Source organism: Zoogloea sp. (genome assembly GCF_017302315.1).
Lineage (GTDB): Bacteria > Pseudomonadota > Gammaproteobacteria > Burkholderiales > Rhodocyclaceae > Zoogloea.
The window spans coordinates 1-21,341 of the sequence record NZ_JAFLDT010000057.1; the positions used below are offsets into that span (position 1 = coordinate 1).

21 protein-coding genes are annotated in these 21,341 nt (G+C 66.2%); 10 read left to right on the forward strand and 11 right to left on the reverse strand.

Annotated features, from left to right (window positions below; all coding sequences use genetic code 11):
- The coding region (locus J0L98_RS15345; RefSeq protein ID WP_296412653.1) for a transposase at positions 1 to 315 on the reverse strand (315 nt) is incomplete at its 3' end.
- Positions 316 to 480: 165 nt separating this feature from the next.
- On the opposite strand from J0L98_RS15345, the gene J0L98_RS15350 reads away from it, so the two are divergent.
- The 4 genes from J0L98_RS15350 to J0L98_RS15365 all read left to right on the forward strand — a co-directional run bounded on the left by J0L98_RS15350 (position 481) and on the right by J0L98_RS15365 (position 5,708).
- A complete protein-coding gene (locus J0L98_RS15350) occupies positions 481 to 924 on the forward strand; it encodes a hypothetical protein (RefSeq protein WP_296412654.1) in 444 nt (147 codons plus the stop codon).
- A gap of 591 nt (positions 925 to 1,515) precedes the next feature.
- Positions 1,516 to 2,778 (forward strand): sensor domain-containing diguanylate cyclase, encoded by a 1,263-nt coding sequence (locus J0L98_RS15355; RefSeq protein WP_296412655.1) that lies wholly within the window; start codon positions 1,516 to 1,518, stop codon positions 2,776 to 2,778.
- Between the two features lie 18 nt (positions 2,779 to 2,796).
- Positions 2,797 to 3,315, forward strand: coding sequence for a YfiR family protein (locus tag J0L98_RS15360; protein ID WP_296412683.1), 519 nt, complete (start codon positions 2,797 to 2,799; stop codon positions 3,313 to 3,315).
- Positions 3,312 to 5,708, forward strand: coding sequence for a TonB-dependent receptor (locus J0L98_RS15365; protein WP_296412656.1), 2,397 nt, complete (start codon positions 3,312 to 3,314; stop codon positions 5,706 to 5,708). Before J0L98_RS15360 ends, J0L98_RS15365 begins: the two co-directional genes overlap by 4 nt.
- Positions 5,709 to 5,815: 107 nt before the next feature.
- On the opposite strand, the gene modD is transcribed toward J0L98_RS15365, so the two are convergent.
- From modD to J0L98_RS15415, 10 genes are all read right to left on the reverse strand, one after another.
- On the reverse strand, positions 5,816 to 6,670 hold the full coding sequence (gene modD / locus J0L98_RS15370) for a ModD protein (protein WP_296412657.1): 855 nt from the start codon (positions 6,668 to 6,670) through the stop codon (positions 5,816 to 5,818).
- 27 nt (positions 6,671 to 6,697) lie between these two features.
- Entirely contained in the window at positions 6,698 to 7,609 is a 912-nt protein-coding gene (locus tag J0L98_RS15375) for a nucleotide-binding protein (protein WP_296412658.1), read from the reverse strand.
- A gap of 111 nt (positions 7,610 to 7,720) precedes the next feature.
- Positions 7,721 to 9,457: a bifunctional protein-serine/threonine kinase/phosphatase gene (locus J0L98_RS15380; protein ID WP_296412660.1), complete on the reverse strand. Its 1,737-nt coding sequence runs from the start codon at positions 9,455 to 9,457 to the stop codon at positions 7,721 to 7,723.
- A gap of 117 nt (positions 9,458 to 9,574) precedes the next feature.
- The gene (locus tag J0L98_RS15385) at positions 9,575 to 10,387 is read right to left on the reverse strand and encodes a formate/nitrite transporter family protein (protein ID WP_296412661.1); all 813 of its coding nucleotides are present in this window, start codon (positions 10,385 to 10,387) and stop codon (positions 9,575 to 9,577) included.
- Positions 10,388 to 10,570: 183 nt separating this feature from the next.
- Positions 10,571 to 10,909, reverse strand: a complete 339-nt coding sequence (gene nirD, locus J0L98_RS15390) for a nitrite reductase small subunit NirD (RefSeq protein WP_296412662.1) — start codon at positions 10,907 to 10,909, stop codon at positions 10,571 to 10,573.
- An 11-nt stretch (positions 10,910 to 10,920) separates the two neighbouring features.
- Positions 10,921 to 13,458: a nitrite reductase large subunit NirB gene (nirB, locus tag J0L98_RS15395; protein ID WP_296412663.1), complete on the reverse strand. Its 2,538-nt coding sequence runs from the start codon at positions 13,456 to 13,458 to the stop codon at positions 10,921 to 10,923.
- 533 nt (positions 13,459 to 13,991) lie between these two features.
- Positions 13,992 to 15,221, reverse strand: coding sequence for a hypothetical protein (locus tag J0L98_RS15400; protein WP_296412664.1), 1,230 nt, complete (start codon positions 15,219 to 15,221; stop codon positions 13,992 to 13,994).
- 45 nt (positions 15,222 to 15,266) lie between these two features.
- A complete protein-coding gene (locus J0L98_RS15405; protein ID WP_296412665.1) occupies positions 15,267 to 16,037 on the reverse strand; it encodes a hypothetical protein in 771 nt (256 codons plus the stop codon).
- A gap of 12 nt (positions 16,038 to 16,049) precedes the next feature.
- Positions 16,050 to 16,562 carry a hypothetical protein gene (locus tag J0L98_RS15410; protein WP_296412666.1) on the reverse strand — a complete coding sequence of 171 codons (513 nt, stop codon included), beginning with the start codon at positions 16,560 to 16,562 and terminating at the stop codon, positions 16,050 to 16,052.
- Positions 16,559 to 16,882: a DnaJ domain-containing protein gene (locus tag J0L98_RS15415; RefSeq protein WP_296412667.1), complete on the reverse strand. Its 324-nt coding sequence runs from the start codon at positions 16,880 to 16,882 to the stop codon at positions 16,559 to 16,561. Before J0L98_RS15415 ends, J0L98_RS15410 begins: the two co-directional genes overlap by 4 nt.
- Before the next feature lie 155 nt (positions 16,883 to 17,037).
- Here J0L98_RS15415 and J0L98_RS15420 point away from each other — a divergent pair, with 155 nt between their 5' ends.
- The 6 genes from J0L98_RS15420 (at position 17,038) to rlmH (ending at position 21,341) form a co-directional block, all read left to right on the forward strand.
- Entirely contained in the window at positions 17,038 to 17,985 is a 948-nt protein-coding gene (locus J0L98_RS15420) for a homoserine kinase (protein ID WP_296412668.1), read from the forward strand.
- 107 nt (positions 17,986 to 18,092) lie between these two features.
- A complete protein-coding gene (locus J0L98_RS15425) occupies positions 18,093 to 18,899 on the forward strand; it encodes a BPSS1780 family membrane protein (RefSeq protein WP_296412669.1) in 807 nt (268 codons plus the stop codon).
- 4 nt (positions 18,900 to 18,903) lie between these two features.
- On the forward strand, positions 18,904 to 19,677 hold the full coding sequence (locus tag J0L98_RS15430; protein WP_296412671.1) for a BPSS1780 family membrane protein: 774 nt from the start codon (positions 18,904 to 18,906) through the stop codon (positions 19,675 to 19,677).
- Positions 19,664 to 20,326, forward strand: a complete 663-nt coding sequence (gene nadD, locus J0L98_RS15435) for a nicotinate-nucleotide adenylyltransferase (RefSeq protein ID WP_296412672.1) — start codon at positions 19,664 to 19,666, stop codon at positions 20,324 to 20,326. Before J0L98_RS15430 ends, nadD begins: the two co-directional genes overlap by 14 nt.
- Positions 20,327 to 20,330: 4 nt before the next feature.
- Positions 20,331 to 20,699 carry a ribosome silencing factor gene (gene rsfS / locus J0L98_RS15440; protein WP_296412673.1) on the forward strand — a complete coding sequence of 123 codons (369 nt, stop codon included), beginning with the start codon at positions 20,331 to 20,333 and terminating at the stop codon, positions 20,697 to 20,699.
- 171 nt (positions 20,700 to 20,870) lie between these two features.
- On the forward strand, positions 20,871 to 21,341 hold the full coding sequence (gene rlmH, locus J0L98_RS15445) for a 23S rRNA (pseudouridine(1915)-N(3))-methyltransferase RlmH (protein WP_296412675.1): 471 nt from the start codon (positions 20,871 to 20,873) through the stop codon (positions 21,339 to 21,341).

Below are 21,341 nucleotides of genomic sequence, written 5' to 3' on the forward strand. Positions count from 1 at the left end.
CAGCGTGGTGAAGTGCGGGCCGGAGTCGCCTGAGACGGCCATGAAGAGGACGTTGTGGCGACAGGCCGCCTCGATGCTGCGGGAACTGACGAGACCCCGGGAATAGGCGAGCAGGACGATCTTGAGGCGCACGGCAGGATCGAAGGCGGGGGCACCCCCCGCATCGTTGCGAAAGCGCGAACGCAGGGCGGAGAGATCGAGTTCCTTATCGACCAGATGGCACAGGGCGAACTCGAAGGAGCCGGGCAGAACCTGATGCTGGGAATCCACCGGAATCATCTTCAAACCGTAATCGGGGGTCTTGAAGCGGGGCATCACAGGACTCCGGGGAGAGGTTAGGCGTCACTTCCAGACGCGCCACCACGGACGTTTCGGTGCTAGATCGGTAAGCCTCTCAAATGGAGTGCTGTCGACGTCTGGGTTGTACTCGTCGTGGCGGAACCCAGCAATCTCCTTTGCGAGTAGCAGAGGAATATCCATGTGAAAGTGGCCTTCGAGGTTCTCGCTGTCGCCAGGCTCAACAGTGGACAGCAGCTCAAAGAAGCGCGGAGGAGGGGTGCCAGCATACGAGATGTTTTCCACATCTCGGTCGCCTTCGTGCTGTACGTGCCACGTCTGTTGACCATCGTTCCAAAGCTCCGTCGAAGCGAAGTTGACGTGCTCCTCGACAGAGCAGGCGACTGCGCGACAACCTGCCGAGATGGCCGCCATGCTCTCTGGTCGTATGATTCGATGATCACACCCCATAGCAGCGACCAGAAGCCAGTTCCGTGGAAGGGGATGGGAGCTCACCGAAACATGTTGGAACTCGCAGGCCTCTCCGGTTCGAGCCAGCAGGAGACGCTGCAACGCTTCATCAACCGGAAGCGCTTCGACTGCGACCCACGCGAGCGAGATACCCATAATGGTGCCTTGTTGAACTGAACCGCCGGGAAAGAGGTAACACTGGGGATTTTACGCCCGGAAAATTCACTTTGGGTAGATCAGGTCGAGGAGCGTCCAGGCGTGGAGGACGAAACCACGGCCGGCAAGCGGCGGAGGGGGAGTATGCCGTGTTCGGTGCGAGCTGCGTGAGGTGGCAACGGAGGTGCTCTCGGGGCAGTGCGGGATGCGGGCGCATGGGACTTCCGACGAGCCCGCTGGCGCGTCACTGACATATTGAGATGGGTGGGCGGCACGTGTCATGGTGGGCCATCGCGGCAGCGGAGTGCCAGGGGCAATACGGCCACGGTGCGCCAGTGCCCGCGGGCGCAGTGGGGGCAGCGGCTCGGATCGTGGCCTGTGACACGGGCGAGAAAGGCGTGTGCCCCTCTCCCGCTCCTACATTCCCCCCACGATAGACACCCCCACCCGCAACAGGCAGGATCACGTCCGGGCTTGGGGTACCATCTCTCTAAAGGTCCTCAGGCCCTGCGCGGCAGACCCGCCGGGCCCGAACACAACAATAAACAAGAACAGCCCTGCGGGGGCTCCCCGGCCCCGATGATCCGCGCGGGCGCATGACTGGCAGAGCTGATGTTTGACAGGATTTCGATTCGCTACAAGCTGATTGTCCTGCTTGGCCTGAGCGCGGCGCTGGCCTTGTTGATCTCGTCGGCGATCACGATCTACTCGACTTACCTGAGCGAGTCCCGGTCGTCCCTGCGGGTGCTGCACCAGCTGACGGATGTGATCAGCGAGAACATGCGGGCGGCGCTGGCCTTTGCCGATGCGGGGAGCGCCAACACCATGCTGGCGTCCCTGCGTGCCGATCCCCATATTCTGCTGGCGGTGGTGAACGACGAGTCGGGGCGGGCCCTGGCGGAGTATCGATCTGCGGGCTTGTCGGCGGTGGTGGAGCCGCGGTTCCGGGCCGGGGTGCAGGGCCGGATCCTTGAGCGTGCCGAGGTACTACGCCGGGAGGACGGTTTCGTCGAGCACATCGACGACGACTTCATGGCCGTGGTGCGCCCGGTGTTCTTTGACGGCAAGCCCATCGGCCTGCTGGTGGTGGTGTCGGATACGCAGCTAATGTGGGCCAAGATCCGCGAGCTGGTGCTGCTGCAGGCGGCCACATCGGTGGTGACGCTGGTTCTGCTGCTGTTCCTGTCGGTGAAGCTCCAGTCCTTGTTCACCCGCCCGATCATGAATCTGGTGGCGGCCATGCAGGATGTTGCGCACACCAAGAATTACCGCGCGGTGCTGGGTTCGGATCGCCGGGACGAGTTCCGCAATCTCTACGATGGCTTCAACGCCATGCTGGCCGACATCCGCGAGCGGGACGATCAGCTGAGCCGCCTGGCCACCACGGATGCCCTGACCGGCCTGGCCAATCGCCGCAATGCCCTGGACGTGATGCAGACCATGGCAGCGCGGGCCCAGCGCAAGGATGAGCCGCTGGGCGTCATCATGCTCGATATCGATTCCTTCAAGAACGTGAATGACCGCTTCGGCCACCCCATGGGCGACCGGGTGCTGCAGGAGGTGTCGCTGGTGCTGCAGGCCAGCGCACGGGACTACGACCTGGTGGCCCGGCTGGGGGGTGAGGAGTTCCTGGTGGTCTGCGACTGCGGCACGCAGGAGGTGACCATTGCCGTGGCGGAGCGCATCCGCGCCGGGGTGGAGGGGCGGCTGATCTCCGGCCCTGTGGGCGAGTCCCTCCAGGTGACGGTGAGCCTGGGCGTGTATTCCGCCGTGCCCCGAGCCGGCGCGGAAGACATTGAGGAAATGATCCGGGCTGCCGATAAGGCCCTGTACCGTGCCAAGGAGGCCGGTCGCAACCGCTACGTGGTGGCGTAAGGGAGAGCTCGGGTGAGGATGGTCTTGTGGGTGCTGGGCCTGCTGTGCTGTGTGCAGGCGCCATGGGCATGGGCGGGCGACGAGGAGCGCAAGCTCGAAGCGGTGTTCATCGGGCGTTTTGCGAGCTACATCGAGTGGCCGGCCAAACCCCGGGACCGCTTCGTGATCACCCTGCTCGACGACAACCCCTTCGGCAGCCTGCTGGATGACCTGTACCGGGACAAGCGCATCCACAACAAGCCCATCGAGCTGCGTTACGCCACCCGGCTGGAGCAGGTGGGCGAGACGGACGCCCTGTTCATCACCCTTGCCAGCTCGGCCGCCCGGGCCGCCGCCATCGACCATGCCCAGCGCAACGGCATCCTGACCATCAGCGAGGCCAAGGGTTTTGCCGAGAGTGGCGGCATCATCCAGCTGGATTTCATCGAGCAGAAGGCGCGCATCAAGATCAACCACGGGGCGGCCCTCAAGTCGGGTCTGCGCATTGGCGCGCCCCTGCTGACGATTGCCACGGTTCTGCGGGGGGACAAGCCATGAGCGCCCCCCATCGCATCGCGCTGTGTCTCGCCCTGGCGGGGGCCGGCGCGGCCCTGGCCGGTGGCAAGGCGGTTCAGGAAACCAACGACTACTACCGCCGCCCGCTGGAGCAGCTGCTGGAGGTGGAAACCCAGGCCAAGGCGGCGGTGGGCTCCCGCGGGGGCGCCCGGGATGCGCTGGACGCCGAGGTGCCCATCGACATCATCACCTCGGCGCAACTGCAGACCACCGGCCAGCCCGACCTGCAGCGCGCCCTGGCGGTGCTGGTGCCGGGCTTCAACGCCCCGCGCCCCAGCATCACCGACGGCACCGACCACGCGCCGCCCTTCACCCTGCGCGGCCTCAGCCCCGACCAGGTGCTGGTGCTGGTCAATGGCAAGCGGCTGCACCAGAGCGCGCTGCTGCACAACAACGGCACGGTGGGTCGGGGTAGTTCGGGGGTTGATCTGGCCACCCTCCCCCTGCGCGCCATCGAGCGCGTGGAGGTGCTGCGTGACGGCGCGGCGGCCCAGTATGGTTCCGACGCCATCGCCGGCATCATCAACATCATCCTCAAGGGCTACGGCCAGCGCAGCCAGGCCACCGTGACCTACGGCCGCACGGGCGAGGGCGACGGCATCACCCGGCAGGGCACGCTCTTTCATACGCTGCCCCTGGCGGGCGACGGCTTCGTCAACCTCACCGCCGAATGGCGCGACCGCGGTGCCACCAACCGGGCCGGGCCGGACGCCAGCGATGGGGGCCGCATCAACACCCACTTTGGCGATGCCGACACCCAGGACGGCCTGTTCGCCCTCAATGCCGAGCTGCCCCGGGGCGACGCCACCCTCTACCTGCATGGCCTCTACGACCGGCGCCGCAGCAGCGCCGGCGCCTTCTACCGCACCGCGGGCGACGCCCGCAACATCGCGGCGATCTATCCGGACGGCTTCCTGCCGCGGATCGAACCGAAGATCCTCGACTTCTCGGCCACGGCCGGCGTGCGCGGGGTGCTCGATGACGGCGCCCGCTGGGATATCAGCTACACCCATGGGCACAACGACTACCACTTCTACGTCAACAACTCCCTCAACACCTCCTTGGGCCTGGCCACGCCCACGTCCTTCGACAGCGGCGCCACCCGCTACACCCAGCAGATCCTCAACGCGGATTTCAGCAAGAAAATCGGGCGCCACACCGTGGCCGGCGGCTACGAATTCCGCCAGGAGCACTACCGCATCATCAAGGGCGATGCGGCGTCCTACATGCTGGGTTCGGCCGACAACTTTGCCTACGGTGCCCAGGGTTTTCCGGGCTTCAGCCCGGAAAACGCCGTGTCGGCCAGCCGCCAGGCCCACTCCCTGTATGGCGACCTGAAATACAGCGCCACCGAGCGCCTGATGCTGGATGCGGCCGCCCGCGCCGAGCACTACAGCGACTTTGGTTCGGCCCTCAACGGCAAGCTGGCCCTGCGCTACCGCGCCACGGAAGACCTGCTCTTCCGCAGCAGCGTGAGCACCGGCTTCCGGGCGCCGTCCCTGTCCCAGAGCCATTTCTCGTACACGGGCACCTACCGCAACAGCAACGACGCCGCCGCCCAGTTCTGGGGCAATTTTGCCGTCGATCACCCGGTGGCCCGGGCGCTGGGCGCCACCGACCTCAAGCCCGAGAAGTCGCGCCACCTGACCCTGGGCATGGTCTTCCAGCCCTCATCCCAGCTCACCGCCAGCGCCGATGTGTTCGTCACCGACATCCACGACCGCATCCTGCCCACCGGCTACATCTCGGCCTACAGCCTGTCGTCCCTCAGCCCCCAGGCCGCCGCCGTGCTGGCCCAGAACAATATCGACGGGGCGGTGTACTTCACCAACGCCATCGGCACCCGCACCCGGGGCCTCGATCTGCGCCTGGACTACAGCAGCGAGCTGGACAAGGGCGCCCGTCTCAAGCTGGTGGCCGCCTACCAGCGCAGCCGCACCCGCATCACCGAACTCAACCAGGCGCCGGAGGTACTGGGCGTGAACATGACCGACCTGATCCTCGACCCCTTCACGCGGGTGCTGATCGAAGGCAGCCAGCCCGCCGATGCCATCAAGCTGTGGTCAAGGTACAGCCACGGAAGCTACGACCTGGTCCTCAACCTCAACCGGTTCGGCAAGTTCCACAGCGTCAGCGCCTACGACCGTGTCACCTTCTCGGCCAAATGGACCCTGGACGCCGAGCTGTGCCTGCGCCTTGCCAAGGATGTGACCCTGGCCCTGGGCGGCGTCAACCTCTTCGACGTCCGCCCCGACAAATGGGGCCAGACCGACGACAGCCTGGTGGGCGCGGGCAAGGTGATCCAGTACTCCCAGTACGCCCCCTTCGGCTACAACGGGGCGTCCTATTACCTGCGGCTGGGGGTGAATTTCTGAGTACGTGTGTCACACACGATGTGGAATCAGCTTGGATCGCAAGCGTCAGCTTCGATGGTCTGAGGGGGCTCACTTCCGAAGGGAAGATTCCCCCCGTGGGGGCGTGTTCAACCCGATACCGCCTCGACCGTGACCGCCACATCCCGCGGCTCCCCCTGATACGGGGCGCTGCTCACAAGGATCTGCGCCCCGGTTGCGGCATAGGCCTGGGCATTGCCCACGGTCACGCCGCCGGCCACGGCGATCTGGCAGTGGCGGGAGCCGGCCCGGGCGACCACCTGGGCCACCACGTCCGGTGAGCACTTTTCCAGCTGGATGACATCGGCGCCGGCGTCCATCCACAGGGCCGCTTCGTCGGCGCTGGCCACTTCAACGATCACCTGGCGTTCGGGCCAGGCCTGCTTCAGGCGGGCGACGGCTTGATCGGGGGGTAGAGCGCCGAGAAAGGCGCGGTGCTCGGCGAACACCAGCAGGGTGTCGGAGATGCCCAGGCGGTGGGGGGCGGCCCCGCCGCAGAGGATGGCCTTGACCGACAGGGACTTGCTGCCGGGCAGGTGCTTGCGGGTGCACGCCACCTGCACCCGGGGGTTGCCCCGGCGGGCGACGGCGAGCAGTTCGGCGGTGGCGCTGGCGATACCGCCGGCATACTCCATCAGGGTCTGGGCGGGCTTCCACACCCGGTGCAGGTCGGCGGCGCGGCCGCTGAGGGTGAGGAGCAGGGTGCCGGACTCCACCGCCGTGCCGCTGGGCACCACCTCGCCGTCGACCTCCATGCCCCGCAGCAGGCCCATACGGGCGGCTTCTTCGCTACCGCACACCACCTGGGCATGGCGGGCGCGAAAGTGCATGCGGCCGGGCAGCGTGCTGATGCCGAGACCCCAGGAGGTGGCGTCACCCCAGGGGGCGTCGTCGGTCAGCAGGGCGTTGAGTTCGATGTCGCTGAGGGTGTAGGGGTTGGCCATGGCGGTGCTTCGGGGCGGGTGTTTCAGTCAGATCGCCCCCATGAAGGCAGCGAGGGTGCGTTCAATGGGGCTGATGTCGTTGCGGTCAGTGAGGGCGGCGTAGATGTCGCCGCCCAGGTCGGCGGGCATCTTGGAGCCGGATTCACGGACGATGAGGACCTTGCGCTTACCCTTCAGGCCGCTGAAGTAGCCGGCTTCGAAGACGACGTTGTCGCGGGGGGCGGACTGCTCGCGCAGGGTCGGGTCGGCCAGGTCGTCGTCGCGGGTGAACAGGAAGATGCCACCGAGGGAGCGTGCGGCCGCTTCTTCGATCTGGTCCATGATGGTGCGGCCGGGAATGAAGTCGGTCTGCCAGTCGAGGACGCGCACGCCCAGGCTGTTGAGGTAGCGCTTGATGGCGGCGGCGGTGCTGGCGGAGCTGCTGCAGTAGCCCAGAAAGATGTCCCGGCGCTCTTCCAGTTGCGCCTTCCAGTAGTCGAAGGGCACGCGGAATTCGTCGGTGTGCAGCCAGTTCACGTCCGCGTCGGAGGCAAACTGCCCCACGTAGCCGCCGAAGCTGCTGTCGAAGACCACCCGGCGCTGCATCTCCCGCTGCACCAGCACCAGGGTGGGCAGGCCCAGGGTGCGCACCAGCGCGCCTTCGTAGTGGTTGAATTCGGTGGGCAGCAGCACGGGCTGGTCGTTGCCGTCCTTGAAGCGCCAGCGGGGCATGCCGAGAATGGCGGCGCCGACGCAGTGCCGGGCGATCTCGTCGGCGTCCCGGGCGCTCCAGGCCTTGGCCGAGGCCAGGCCGGGTTTGCCCTTGGGATTGGTGAAGATCTCGGGGGTGTAGCCGAGTTTTTCGATCTCCTCGACGATGCCCCACTTCAGCTCATTGAGCTTGTCGGGGAGCCAGGGGTCGGCCGGCAGGCTGACGTAGATGCGACGCGTGAGGTGCATGGGGGAGTCATCTCCTGTCCGGCGCGGGTGCGATGGGCTTTCAGCATAGCCAGACTGGAAACCCGTGCATAGGGCAATCCACACCCCGCTCGGGGGCGCGGATTGGCCGTTTCAGCGTTCCAGGATGCGCAGGGCAAGGAGGGCGATGACGGCGAGGCTGAGCAGGGCGGTGGCGCTCTTCCAGAACAGGACCGGATTGCGCTCGATCAGCGGCGGGGTACGGGGGTTCTGGAACTGGGCACCGGGAGCCTTGAGATCCTGGACGAACTCGGAGATGACTTCCTGCCGTCGGGCTGGGTCGGGCTGAAGGGCCTTGGCGAGCACGGCATCCAGCCAGGGGGGTAGCTCGGGGCGGTGGTGGCGGGCTGGAACGTAGCGCAGGCTGCGCACATCCTGGGGACTGCGCACGCGGGCAAGGTCGAGGCCGTAGGGGAGCTGGCCGGTGAGCATCTGGTAGGTGATGGCCGCGAGGGCGAAGAGTTCGCTGCGCTGGCTACCGCCCTGGCCCAAGAGGTATTCCGGAGCGGTGTACTGCAGGGTGCCGGGCACAGCGGTGACGAGGGCGTCCCGGTGGCACTCGGCCAGCCCCTCGACATGGGCACTGGCCAGGTCGATGAGCTTGACGGTGCCCTGATGATCGATCATGACGTTCTCGGGGCGCAGATCCTGGTGCAACATTTCGCGCCGGTGCAGGGCCTGGAGGCCCTGGGCAAGCTGTTCGACGATGCCGCGAACGCTATCCAGGGGCGGGTCGGGGTTGTCGCGCATCCATTGGGCGAGGGTTTGACCATCGATGAACTCCATGGCCACGAAAAGATGGCTACGGGGGCGCTCGCCGGGCCAGGTCTTGATCACGTGGGGGCTGTCCACGCGACGGGCAATCCATTCTTCCAGAACGAAGCGGTCGAGGTAGTCGGTGTCCTGGCAAAGGTCCACCGAGGGGGTCTTGATGACGTATTGCCGGCCACTGACCGTGTCCACGGCCAGATGCAGGTGGCTGCGGGCACTCACCTGGATTTCGCGCAGGATGGTAAAGCCTTCAAACTCCATGCGCGGGGCGAGATTGGGAGGCAGGCTCAACCCTTCGCGGCGCAGCTGTGGATGAAGCGCGTCGCTGGGGGGCAGTGCGTCGATGCGCAGCAGTTGCAGGGTGGCATCGTCGTTTGAGCCGCGGCAGCGGGCCAGGCCCACCAGGTGGGCGGCAGCGGCATCCAAATCCCCGCGGTGCTGCTCGAGGGCCTCGCGCACATCTTCGGCCTGAAGATGGCTGTAGGCACCGTCCGTGGCGAGCAGGTAGGTTTCGCCCGCTTCGGCCTCCCAGCTACGGTAGTCGATCTCCACGTGGGCGCCGGTGCCCAGTGCCCGGCCCAGGTAGGACTCGGTGGCCGAGAGGCGAACCCGATGGTCTTCGGTGAGTTGTTCGAGGGCGTTGGGGTGCAGGCGGTAGATGCGCGAGTCGCCCACATGCAGCAGGTGCAGATCGCGCCCCTTGAGGATCAGGGCACTGAAGGTGCATACATAGCCCCGGTCCTTCTCGAAGCGCCCGTCACCACCCATGGTCTGGGAGTGCAGCCAGGCGTTGGTGGCGCTGAGCACCCGCTCGGCGGCCCGGCGCACCGACCAGGCTTCGGAGGTGGCGTAATAGTCTTCGAGGAAGGAGCGAACGGCAGTCTGGCTGGCCAGCTGGCTGACCTGGCTGGAGCTGATGCCGTCGGCAAGGGCCAGGGCGATGCCCTTGCTGGCCAGTTGGTGCCCCCGCGGAAGGAGGGCGCCGTGGAAATCCTGGTTGGTGTCGTGGTCACCCGCCAGGGATGCCTGGCCAAGGGTGACGCGCAAGCTGTTCTTCATCGACGGCACACCACGCTGATGTGTAAGGGCGACTTCAGTCGCCCAACTCCCCGTTGATCACAGGCAAGCCGTTGACCAACGTCCGAGGGCGAATGAATTCGCCCCTACAGCATAGCCTCAGGCGGCGCGACGCTTGGGAGCCGTCTTGTAGTGGGTGGAGTACAGGGTTGCGCCGACGAAGGTGAGGCCGCCCACCAGATTGCCCAGCACGGTGGGGATCTCGTTCCAGATCATGTAATCCATGAAAGTGAAGTTGCCACCCAACATCAGGCCCGACGGGAACAGGTACATGTTGACGATGCTGTGCTCGAAGCCCATGTAGAAGAACACCAGGATGGGCATCCACATGGCGATGACCTTGCCCGAGACACTGGTGGACATCATGGCGGCAACCACGCCGGTGGACACCATCCAGTTGCACATCACCGCCCGGATGAACAGGGTCAGCATGCCGGCCGCACCATGGGCGGCGTAGCCCACGGTGCGGCCTTCGCCGATGTGGCCGATCTTCTGGCCGATGGCGTTGGGCGCTTCGGTGAAGCCATTGGTGAAGATGATGGCCATGAACACGGCCACGGTCAGGGCGCCTGCAAAGTTGCCTGTGAACACCAGGCTCCAGTTACGCAGTACGCCATTCCAGGTGGCGCCGGGGCGCTTGTCCATCACGGCCAGTGGGGCCAGCGTAAACACACCTGTGAGCAGGTCGAAGCCCAGCAGGTAGAGCATGCAAAAGCCCACCGGGAAGAGGAGCGCACCGACCAGCGGATTGCCGGTGTTGACCGATACGCTGACTGCAAAGGCGGCGGCCAGCGCCAGGATGGCACCGGCCATGTAGGCGCGGATCAGGGTGTCGCGGGTGGACATCAGCAGCTTGGATTCACCGGCGTCCACCATTTTGGTGACGAATTCGGCGGGGGCGAGATAGGCCATGGGATTACCTTTTCAAAATCGGATAGCGGGTTTGTGCTTGAAATGTGTGCAGGGGCTTGCAGGGTTCGTAGGGGCGACTTCAGTCGCCCGCAGACTCTGGTCAACGGCTTGTCTATGGACCTACGTGGGGATGGGCGACTGAAGTCGCCCCTACGCAGCCCGTGAGTCGCCCTCCAGGCCCTGTCAGCCCAGCGCCACCCGGACGCGGCCGTCCTCGATGCTGACCGAGTGGGCGCGCACCGAGTACTCCGGGGCTTCGAGGCATGCGCCGGTGGCCAGGTCGAAGTGGTTCTTGTAGAGGGGCGAGGCGACCACCACGTGTTCGCCCAGGTTGCCCACCAGGCCCCGGGACAGGACGCTGGCACCGGACTTGGGGTCCACGTTGTCGATGGCGTAGAAGTCGGCCTCACCGACCCGAAAGACGGCCACATGGCGGTCTTCCACCAGGGCACAGACCCCGGTGTTGGGCAGGATGTCATCCACCGCGCACACGGTGTTCCATTGAAGGGTGGCAATGCTCATGATGGGGCTCCTCAGACGGGCGTGGCGAGGGTGGCGAGGTCGGCGGCGGCGCGTTCCTCGGGGCGGGCCGGGCGGATCTGGCCGCGCTCTTCCACAAAGATGATGTGCTCGTCGGCCTTGTCGCTATTGACGAAGGAGCGGAAGCGCTTGCGCACGTCCGGATTGGTGACGGCGGTCTTCCACTCGCACTGGTAGGTGTCCACCACGTGCTGCATCTGGGCTTCCAGCTCGGCGGCGAGGCCCAGGCTGTCGTTGACCACCACATCCTTCAGATAGTCGAGGCCGCCTTCCAGATTGTCGCGCCAGGTGCTGGTGCGCTGCAGGCGGTCGGCGGTGCGCACGTAGAACATCAGGAAGCGGTCCACCAGTTGGACGAGCTGTTCCCGGGTCAGGTCGGCCGCCAGCAGTTCGGCATGGCGGGGCTTCATGCCGCCGTTGCCGCACACGTAGAGGTTCCAGCCCTTCTCGGTGGCGATGATGCCCACGTCCTTGCCCTGGGCCTCGGCGCACTCGCGGGTGCAGCCGGACACGCCGAACTTGATCTTGTGGGGCGCGCGCAGGCCCTTGTAGCGGTTCTCCAGGTCCACCGCGAAGCCCACGCTGTCACCCACGCCGTAGCGGCACCAGGTGGAGCCGACGCAGCTCTTCACGGTGCGCAGGGATTTGCCGTAGGCATGGCCGGATTCGAAGCCGGCGGCGATCAGTTCGTCCCAGATGAAGGGTAGCTGTTCAACCCGGGCGCCGAAGAGGTCCACCCGCTGGCCACCGGTGACCTTGGTGTAGAGGCCGTACTTCTTGGCCACCTGGCCCACGGCGATGAGGCCGTCGGGGGTGACTTCGCCGCCGGGCATGCGCGGGACCACCGAATAGGTGCCGTCCTTCTGGATGTTGCCCAGGTAGTAGTCGTTACTGTCCTGCAGGGCGGCCAGATCCTTCTTGAGCACGAACTCGTTCCAGCACGAGGCGAAGATGCTGGCCGCGGTGGGCTTGCAGATGTCGCAGCCGAGGCCCTTGCCGTGCTTCGCGAGCAGTTCGTCGAAGCTCTTGATCTCGCCCACCTTTATGAGGTGGAAGAGCTCCTGACGGGAGTAGGGGAAGTGTTCGCACAGGTGGTTGTTCACCGCCATGCCGCGCTTGGCCATCTCGGCCTTCATCACCTGGGTGACCAGGGGCACGCAGCCGCCACAGGTGGCGCCGGCCTTGGTGCAGGCCTTCATCTCGCCGATGGTGGTGGCGCCGTCGCCCACGGCGGCGCAGATCTGGCCTTTGGTGACGTTGTTGCAGGAGCAGATCTGGGCGCTGTCGGGCAGGGCATCGACACCCAGGCCGGGCTTGGCCTTGCCGTCGCTGGACGGGAGGATCAGGAACTCGGGATCTTCCGGCGGGGCGATGTCGTTGAGGGCCATCTGCAGCAGGGTGCCGTACTCGTCGGCATTGCCCACCAGCACGGCACCAAGGAGGTGCTTGCCGTCCTCGCTGACCACGATCTTCTTGTAGATCTGCTTGCGCTCATCGGTGTAGCGATAGCTGCGGCACTTGGGGGTCTTGCCCTGGGCGTCGCCGATGCTGGCCACGTCCACGCCCATCAGCTTGAGCTTGGTGCTCATGTCGGCGCCGGCGAAGCTGGCATCGGTCTGGCCGGTGATGTGGCGGGCCACCACGCGGGCCATGTCGTAGCCGGGGGCGACCAGGCCGAAGAGCTGCTCCTTCCAGGCGGCGCATTCGCCGATGGCGTAGATGTCCGGGTCGCTGGTGCGCAGGTGGTCGTCCACCGCAATGCCGCCGCGGGGGCCGACCGCCAGGGCGTTCTGGCGGGCCAGCTCGTCGCGGGGGCGGATGCCGGCGGAGAACACGATCATGTCGGTTTCCAGGTGGCTGCCGTCGTTGAAGACCATGCGGTGGCGGGCGCGGGCGCCGTCGGTGATCTCCACGGTGTTGCGGCTGGTGTGCACGTGCAGGCCCAGCTCCTCGATCTTGTTGCGCAGCACGCGGCCACCGTCGTCATCCACCTGCACCGTCATCAGGCGCGGGGCGAACTCGACCACGTGGGTTTCGAGGCCCAGGTCGCGCAGGGCCTTGGCGCATTCCAGGCCGAGCAGGCCGCCGCCCACCACCACGCCGCTTTGCGAGCGGGCGCCGGCTTCGGTCATGGCCTCCAGGTCTTCGATGGTGCGATAGACGAAGCAGTCGGCCCGGTCGTTGCCCTTTACGGGGGGCACGAAGGGCACCGAGCCGGTGGCCAGCACCAGCTTGTCGTAGCTCAGCACCTCGCCATCGGCGGTGGTGACGGTCTTCTTGCGACGGTCGATGGCCGCGGCGCGGGTCTTGAGGCGCAGGGCGAAGCCGCTCTTGTCAAAGAAGCCGGGTTCCACCAGGGAAAGGTCGTCGGCGGTCTTGCCGGCGAAGAACTCGGACAGATGCACCCGATCGTAGGCGGCGCGGGGCTCTTCGCACAGCACGGTGACTTCGGTGGGGACGGATGCGAGTTGGTGGAGTTCTTCGAGGAACTTGTGGCCCACCATGCCATGACCGACAACAATGATTTTCATGATTAATCCTGCACGTCCGGGCCTCTAAGGGGGCCGTGCTGGACGCCTTCGCCAGGCTCGGGAAATGAGCGGCGCAGACATCATGGCCCCCGCGAAACGCGGATCAATATCGGGTTGGAACAACGAGGTGGCGGGTGCTTGCGCACGCGACTCGCTCGGGTTCCGCCGTCGTTGGCGGAGGCAACTAGGCCCGCGGCGGCACTGCCAGCGGGTGATGGGTATTAAGCAGGTATCGTGCCGGGTTGGGCTCCCGCGGAATCAGCGGGTTTCCGGATGGATGCGGACCCATCCGGGCCGGCGGAGGCGCCAAAATGGTGCGCTGCGGTGTCCACATTGGCGCATGGAGGGTGCCTGGCCCGTTAGGTGGGGCTGCGCGTGGCGTTTCCTGTGGGGGCGACTTCAGTCGCCCGCGGACTTCGATCAAGGATATGGCGGTGATCGACGCGTAATGGGCGACTGAAGTCGCCCCTACAAGTCGTCCTTACAGGTTGCCTTCAGTCATCGTTGGTGCATGCCGCTGGTCGTTCCAAGCTTCAGCCGGCTTTCTTCTTCCAGCCGGCGCGGCAGGTGTCCTGCAGGTAGTTCATCACCAGGGTGGTGTCATCGCTGTCCAGTTGCAGGCTGGCTTCGGGGCCGAGGTCGTCTTCCCACAGGCGGCGCACGTCGGACTGGTATTCGAAGGGCACCACGTTCTCGATGAAACGGGCGACGGCGGCTTCATCGAAGCCCGATTCGCGGAAGCGATCCCAGATCCGGGTGGCGTCACGCTTGAGCAGGCTGCGGGTGGGTTCGAGGCCGGTGGCAACCATCAGCAGCACGCCGCACTGGACGTCGGTGTGCTCGCCCTGGTTGCCGGTGATGCGGGTCCATGCCTCGGCGCAGGCCTTGTCATGATGGGTGATTTCGTTGACCGAGCTGGTATCGAAGAAGAACAGACCCGAGAAACGGTCCTGGTTGCGGTAGATCTCGGTGGCGGAAAACTCACGGATCACCGGCAAGACCTCGGCGACGAAGCGCGCACTCTCCCGCTGGAGCAGCTTGCGCACACTCTGGGGGGCTTCTTCCAGCCAGGTGTCGAGGGCCGGGACGCTGGCGCTGCGCTTCTTGCGGGCAGCCTCGTGGAGTTTCATGAAACGTTCGACGCTGAAAAACCCGGCGGGCTTGCGCTCGCAGAGGAGCACCAGCAGGGCGCTGTTGATCACGGATTCGCAGAACACGTGCCATTCGTCGGCGTCTTCCCGCGCCACGCCGAGCCGCCCGGCGAGCCAGTAGGCAGCGTCGATGTAGTCCTTGTTGCGCTCCCGGGTGACCTGCTCGGCCAGATAGCGCGCGTAGGTCATCGGGCTGTCGGCGGTGCACCTGGCGAGGAAATCCTTCTCGCTTTCGCGGAAGACTTCGGGTGCGCCGAGAAGGCGCTCGGTGGGCAGGGTGTGCAGCTTGCGCAGGCGGTCGGCACCGGCCTTGGACAGGGCCAGCAGGGTCTTGTCGCGGAGCAGGCAGCAGGCCACCTCGATCTTGCCGCCGGACTCGGCCTCAAGGGCGAGACCGACCAGCGTGACCAGGCGGGTGCGGGCAGCCTCCAGCTCCGGGCGCAGGTTGGGCGTGCCGAAATAGGTGGCGAGCTGCACGATGCCCTTGGCGCCTTCGCGCCGCAGGGCGTCGAGCCGGGTGTTGTCCACCACGCCTGTCTGGAGGGCATGACACAGCACCCGCTCGAAGTAGGGGCGGGTGTCGACAGTGGTCAGTGCGGTATCGGCGAACATCGTGTGTGGGGCGCGGCGCCGCGGAAGCGCCGCGTGGGTTCCTGGTCAGATGGCGGATTCCTCGTCGTCCTCATCGAGCTTTGGCACGCCGGGCTCGCCGGATTCGGGCAGGGGCATCCGGGCAGCCTCAGCGGCGCGGCTCAGCCGGTCCTGGATCTCGATGATGAGCAGTTCGAAGGTGTCGGAGAACTCATGGCGCAGCACCCAGGCGGTTTCCATCCAGTCGGCGTCGGCCACCTCGGAGCGGGACATGCGCACCCTGACCAGCTCGATGGCGTCGCCGATCTCGAGGCCCTGGTCGAGTTCGTCCACGCGCTCGGCGTCCCAGGTGATGGCGGATTTGGGGGTGAAGGCCTTCTCCAGGTCGACCTCGGCTTCGAAGACACCGTGGTAGGCCAGTGTCAGCAGGGAGTCATAGTGGTCGGTGAAATAGTCGGCCAGCACACGGATGCCGTCGTCGTGCTCCACCAGGCAGTCCAGCACCTCGGCGCAGGCGGCCGGGCTGCGGTGCATGACGGCGTTCATGGTGTTGCGCAGCCGCGGCACGTATTTCTCGATGGGTTCGCCGTACTGGCGTTCGAGCACGATGGCCTGGACGAACTGCTCAGGGCTGACCAGCAGGTTGACCACGGACTCCTTGCTGGCGTCGTATTCGCGGATCACGGCCAGGACGTCCTTGGGGGCCATCTCGTCGAGGACTTCGACGAGGGCATGGTCGCCCTCCTGTTCGGCCAGGACCACCAGGTGGGCTTCGGCCTTGGAGATTTCGCCGGCGAGGATGAGTTCGCGGGTTTCCTTGATGACGAGCTGGGTCATGAACAGTCTTTCCTATCGGTCAACGGCGTCGAAGCCCTGCTCGGACATCCACGCCTCCCCGGCTTCGCCAAGGTCGTCGGTCTGGTCCTCATCGTCGTCGTCCCGGGCGGCTTCGGGAGCGGCACGGGCGCTGAGGCCGCTGCCAAGCAGCCATTCGAGCACGGCAGTGGTGACAAGAAAGCTCTCGCCGCCGTCCTTGTCGAGACAGATGGAGATCAGGGGGTGCGCCCAGGGGGCGATCTCCAGGCTGGCTTCGAGTTCGGCCCAGGCAGGAAAACCATCATCGCCGGGCTCGCTGTTGGCGGCGGCGTGGAGGAGGCTTCCGCCACTGAAGCCGAAGGCGCCATGGAAGGCCGGAGCGACCATCTCGGGGGCGCTGTCGATCATGCCGACGAGGAAGTCGAATTCCTTGTGCTTGTCGCGCACACGCTTGTTGAGTACGTCCTTGCCTTCGGAGTCGGAACGCAGATCGTCGATTTCGCTGGCGTAGCGTTCGAAGATGTCTTCAAAGTAGAACGAGGTCAAGAAATTACCTTTTCAATGTAGGACGCCCACAGGGAGGTGGCCTCCTGCAGGGGGTCGTCGATCAGGTTGCGCCGCCGCAGGGCGTCGTAGTCGCGCCGCTTGGCGTCGTCTGAGAGGATGTCGTAAGCCGCCTGGATGAGGCGAAAACGGTCGGCCGCTCCAGGCTCGGGGTTGCGGTCCGGGTGGTAAAGGCGGGCGGCCTTGCGGTAGGCCGTCTTGATGTCGTCGGCCGCCGCCGTTGGCGAAATGCCCAGGGTTTCGTAGGGGTCACGCATGGTCTTGGACAGGGAACACGCCCGGGGAGGCCAGGGACAGCTCATGGGAAGCCCCGGATTATAAGGTAAAGGGCCCGGGCGTCGCCGACGGACTCCAATCAAGGGCGCGTCGATGGATCGAAGCAGGGGTGGGCGACGGAAGCCGCTCCTGCCGAATCAGTTCGACCCCGCCGGATCGGGTGCGGTAAGCTCGCACCACCATGTCCGTCTTTACTCCCGTCACCGACGCCGATCTCGCCGACTGGCTGAAGAACTACGCCATTGGCCGCCTGGACAGCCTGCAGGGCATCTCCGCGGGTGTGCAGAACAGCAACTTCTTCGTCACCACCAGCCTCGGCCGCTATGTGCTCACCCTGTTCGAGACCATGCCCCGGGCGGAGCTGCCCTTCTACCTGCACCTGATGGCCCACCTGGCCCGCCACGGCCTGCCCGTGCCGGCCCCCATCGCCAACCGGGACAACGAATACCTGGGCAGCCTGTCGGGCAAGCCGGCAGTGCTGGTCAGCCGGCTGGCCGGCCGCTCCGAAATGGCTCCGGACGCGGCCCGTTGCGCACGCATCGGCGCCATGCTGGCCGGGCTGCACCTGGCCGGCCTGACCTTCGGGCGCAAGCAGGCCAACCCCCGGGGTGCCGAGTGGCGGCGCGACTGTGCGGCCCGGGTGCGCGGTCATCTGCCGGCCATTGAGCAGGCCGAGCTGGATGCGGAGCTGGCCTTTCAGGCCGGCTTCAACCTGAAGGCCCTGCCCCAGGGCGTGATCCACGCCGACCTGTTCCGCGACAACGTGCTGTGGGACGGCGACTACATCGGCGGGGTCATCGACTTCTACTTTGCCGGGCACGATGCCCTGCTCTTCGACGTGGCGGTCACGGTGAATGACTGGTGCGCCAGCGCCGACGGCAGCCTCGACCCGGCCCGCAGCACGGCCCTGCTGGCGGCCTATGCCGAATCCCGCCCTTTCACCGCGGGCGAGCAGGCTGCCTGGCCGGCCATGCTACGCGCCGCCGCGCTGCGTTTCTGGCTTTCGCGGCTGGAAGACTTCCACCTTCCCCGGGCCGGTGAGATGGTGCTGGTGAAGGATCCGGGCGAGTACCGGCGCATCCTGCGCTTGCGCGCCGATGCGGCCACCCTGCCGCCGCTGCCGGGCTGACCCCCGTCCGTCGCAGACCACCGGTTTGAACTTGGCAGCCGATTTGGGCTAGCATCTCATCGCAGTGCAACATCCTGATTTTTCATCCCGTTTTCCCGGCCCGAGCCATGAACGAACCGGCACTGAAAGCAGCCCACCCCCATAATGCCGCACGCCATCCGCAGCCGCAGCGCGTTTCGCCTGCCCAGGCGCTGGTCTGGCTGAAGGCGGGCTGGGGCTATTTCATCGGCAATCCGGGCATATGGATCGCCATCAGCGTGATCTTCATCGTGATGCTCTTTGTGCTCGGGCTGGTGCCCCTGCTGGGCTGGGCGGTGGTGCTGATCGGCTTTCCGGTGATGGTGGCGGGCATGGTGCTGGGCTGCCATGCCCAGGCCCGGGGTGAGCCCCTGCGCATCGAGCACCTCTTTGCCGGCCTCAAGGTGCATGCCGGCAATCTGGCCCTGGTGGGCGTCTTCTACCTGCTCGGCGGGCTCATCGCCGGTTTCGTATCGGTGATCATCGTTGGCGGTGCGGCCCTCACCGGCTACATCATTGAAGCCCTGGCGGGCCTGGGCCTGGGGCTGGTCAGCGGCGTGGTGCTCGGCAGCGTGGCCTTCTCGGTGCTGTGGGTGCTGCTCATCACTGCCCTGTGGTTTGCTGCGCCGCTGGTCGTGCTGCGCGACACCCCGCCCCTGGACGCCATGAAGCTTTCCCTTTCCGCGTGCTTCGGCAACGTCGGCGCCTTCGTGGTGCTCGGGGTACTCATCTATGTGCTGATCTGGGTTGCCATGGTGCCTGCCGGCCTGGGCGTACTGGTACTGGTGCCGGTGTTGGCCGGCACCGTGTATTCGTCCTATCAGGACGTCTTCGGCGAAGTACCGGCCCTGCCCGAGGCACCGGCCGTCACGCCTCCTGCCGAAGGGACGGAGTAAGCGGATGCAGGCACGCATGTTGCCCGCCCAGCGCGGCTGGGCCTGGATTTTCGACGGTTTTTCCCTGTGGCGGCGCAACCCGGCCCTGATCACCTTCCTGGTCTTCGGCTGCTCCCTGTGCTTGCTGCTGATCGCCGCCGTCCCCCTGATCGGCCAGGTGATCATGTCCCTGGTCATGCCGGCGCTGTCGCTGGGCATCTTCAATGGCTGCAAGGCGGTGGCCGAGCGGCGCAAGGCCGGGCCGGACATCCTGCTGTCGGGCTTTCGCCAGAACCTGCCGGAACTGGTGAAAATCGGTGGCCTCTATCTGGCCGGCACCCTGGCGGTGATGGGCATCAGCCTGCTCATCGACGGGGAGATGAACACCAAACTGTCCAAGGCCATGCTCGGCCGCACCAGCTGGGGCGAAACCCTCGACGACCCCACCTTCACCCTGGCGCTGCTGGTGGCGACGATCGGCTCCACACCACTGATGATGGCCTACTGGTTCGCCCCACTGCTGGCGGGCTGGGGCCGGGTGCCCGCCGCCAAGGCGCTTTTCTTCAGCTTCGTCGCCTGCCTGCGCAATTGGCGTCCCTTCCTCGCCTACGGCATTGGCCTGCTGGTCATCGCCCTGGGTGCAGGGCTGCTGATCGCCATCCTCGAACTGGTCTCGCCCCTGCTGGCCCTGCTGCCGGCCCTGGCCTTCCCGGTGGTCTTCATTCCGGTGATCTTTGCCAGCTTCTATGCCAACGCCCTCGACGTGTTCGAGCACATCGGGCCCGATGAGCTGTCCTGAGGCCGGCACCGGCGCGCTGGGCATCTTCGGCGGCACCTTCGACCCCATCCACTACGGCCACCTGCGGCTGGCGGAGACGGCACGGGAAGCCCTGGGGCTGGAGGGCGTGCGCCTGATCCCGGCCGGCCAGCCACCCCATCGGGGCACGCCAGGCGCCAGCGGCGCCCACCGTCTGGCCATGGTCCGCCTTGCCGCCGCCGACAACCCGAGCTTCGAGGTGGACCCGGCCGAGGTGGAAGCGGCCCAGGCCAGCTTCACCATCCTGACCCTTGAACGTCTGCGCGCCACCCTCGGCACGGATCGCCCGATGGTGCTGCTGCTGGGCGTGGACGCCTTTCTCGGCCTGCCCACCTGGCGACGCTGGACCGAGCTGTTCGACCTCGCCCATGTGGCGGTGGCCAACCGGCCCGGCTACACGCTGGATGAATCCCGCCTCTCCGACGCGCTGCGCCGCCACGTGGAACAGCGCCGCGCCGCGCCCGAAGCCCTGAGTCAAGCCGCGGCCGGCAGGATCGCGAGCTTTTCCATGCCCCCCCTGGCGATCTCCGCCACCGATATCCGCAGTCGTGCCGCCAACGGCCAAAGTCTGCGTTATTTGCTCCCACCGCCGGTTCTTGACTATATTTCCCGGCATCAACTCTATTCTTGAATCAATGGACATCAGCCAAACCGAAAGCCTCGTCGTTTCCGCCCTCGAAGACATCAAGGGCAAGGAGATCGAGGTCATCAACACCACGCGACTCACTTCCCTGTTCGAGCGCGTCATCATCGCCAGCGCCGACTCCAACCGCCAGACCCGCGCCCTGGCCCGCAACGTGGCCAACAAGGCCCGTGAAGCCGGTATCAACGTACTCAGCATCGAAGGTGAAGACGGTGGCGAATGGGTGCTGGTGGATCTCGGCGACGTGGTCGTCCACGTGATGCAGCCCGCCGTGCGCGCCTACTACAACCTGGAAGAACTGTGGGCCGGCACCGCCTCACGGGTTTCCCGCCCCGGCAGCGCCCTGGCCCGCAGCGCCTGAGGGCCTTGAAGCACTCATAGCGAGCGGTTCGAGCTCGCGCCAGGAAACGCCGCCGTACAAGGCTACGGTGAGCATCGGAGGGGCGATATCGAGCCGCACGCAGGTTTATTCACGCGCTCGGATCTCCCGCCTTCCGCCGCGGCCTGACCGCCGCCCACTACCCCCACTGCCATGAAACTCCTCCTCGTTGCCGTCGGCACCCGCATGCCCGCGTGGGTCGACACCGGGTTCGACGACTTCGCCAAACGCATGCCCCGGGAGCTCCCCCTGCAGCTGATCGAGGTGAAGGCCGAACCCCGCACCACCGGCAAGACGGTGGAGGCGATGATGGCGGCCGAGGCCACCCGCATCGAGGCCGCCCTGCCGGCCCGCTGTCGACGCCTGATCCTCGATGAGCGTGGCGAGGATCTGACGACCAAGGCCCTGGCACTGCGCCTGGAACGCTGGCAGGAAGGGGGCGAAGACGTGGCCCTGATCATCGGCGGGCCCGACGGGCTCGATTCGGCCCTCAAGTCTACGGCCCACGAGACGATGAGACTCTCCAGCCTCACCTTGCCCCATGCCATGGTCAGGGTGATGCTGGCCGAAGCCCTCTACCGGGCCTGGAGCCTGTCCAGGAACCATCCCTATCACCGGGAGTGA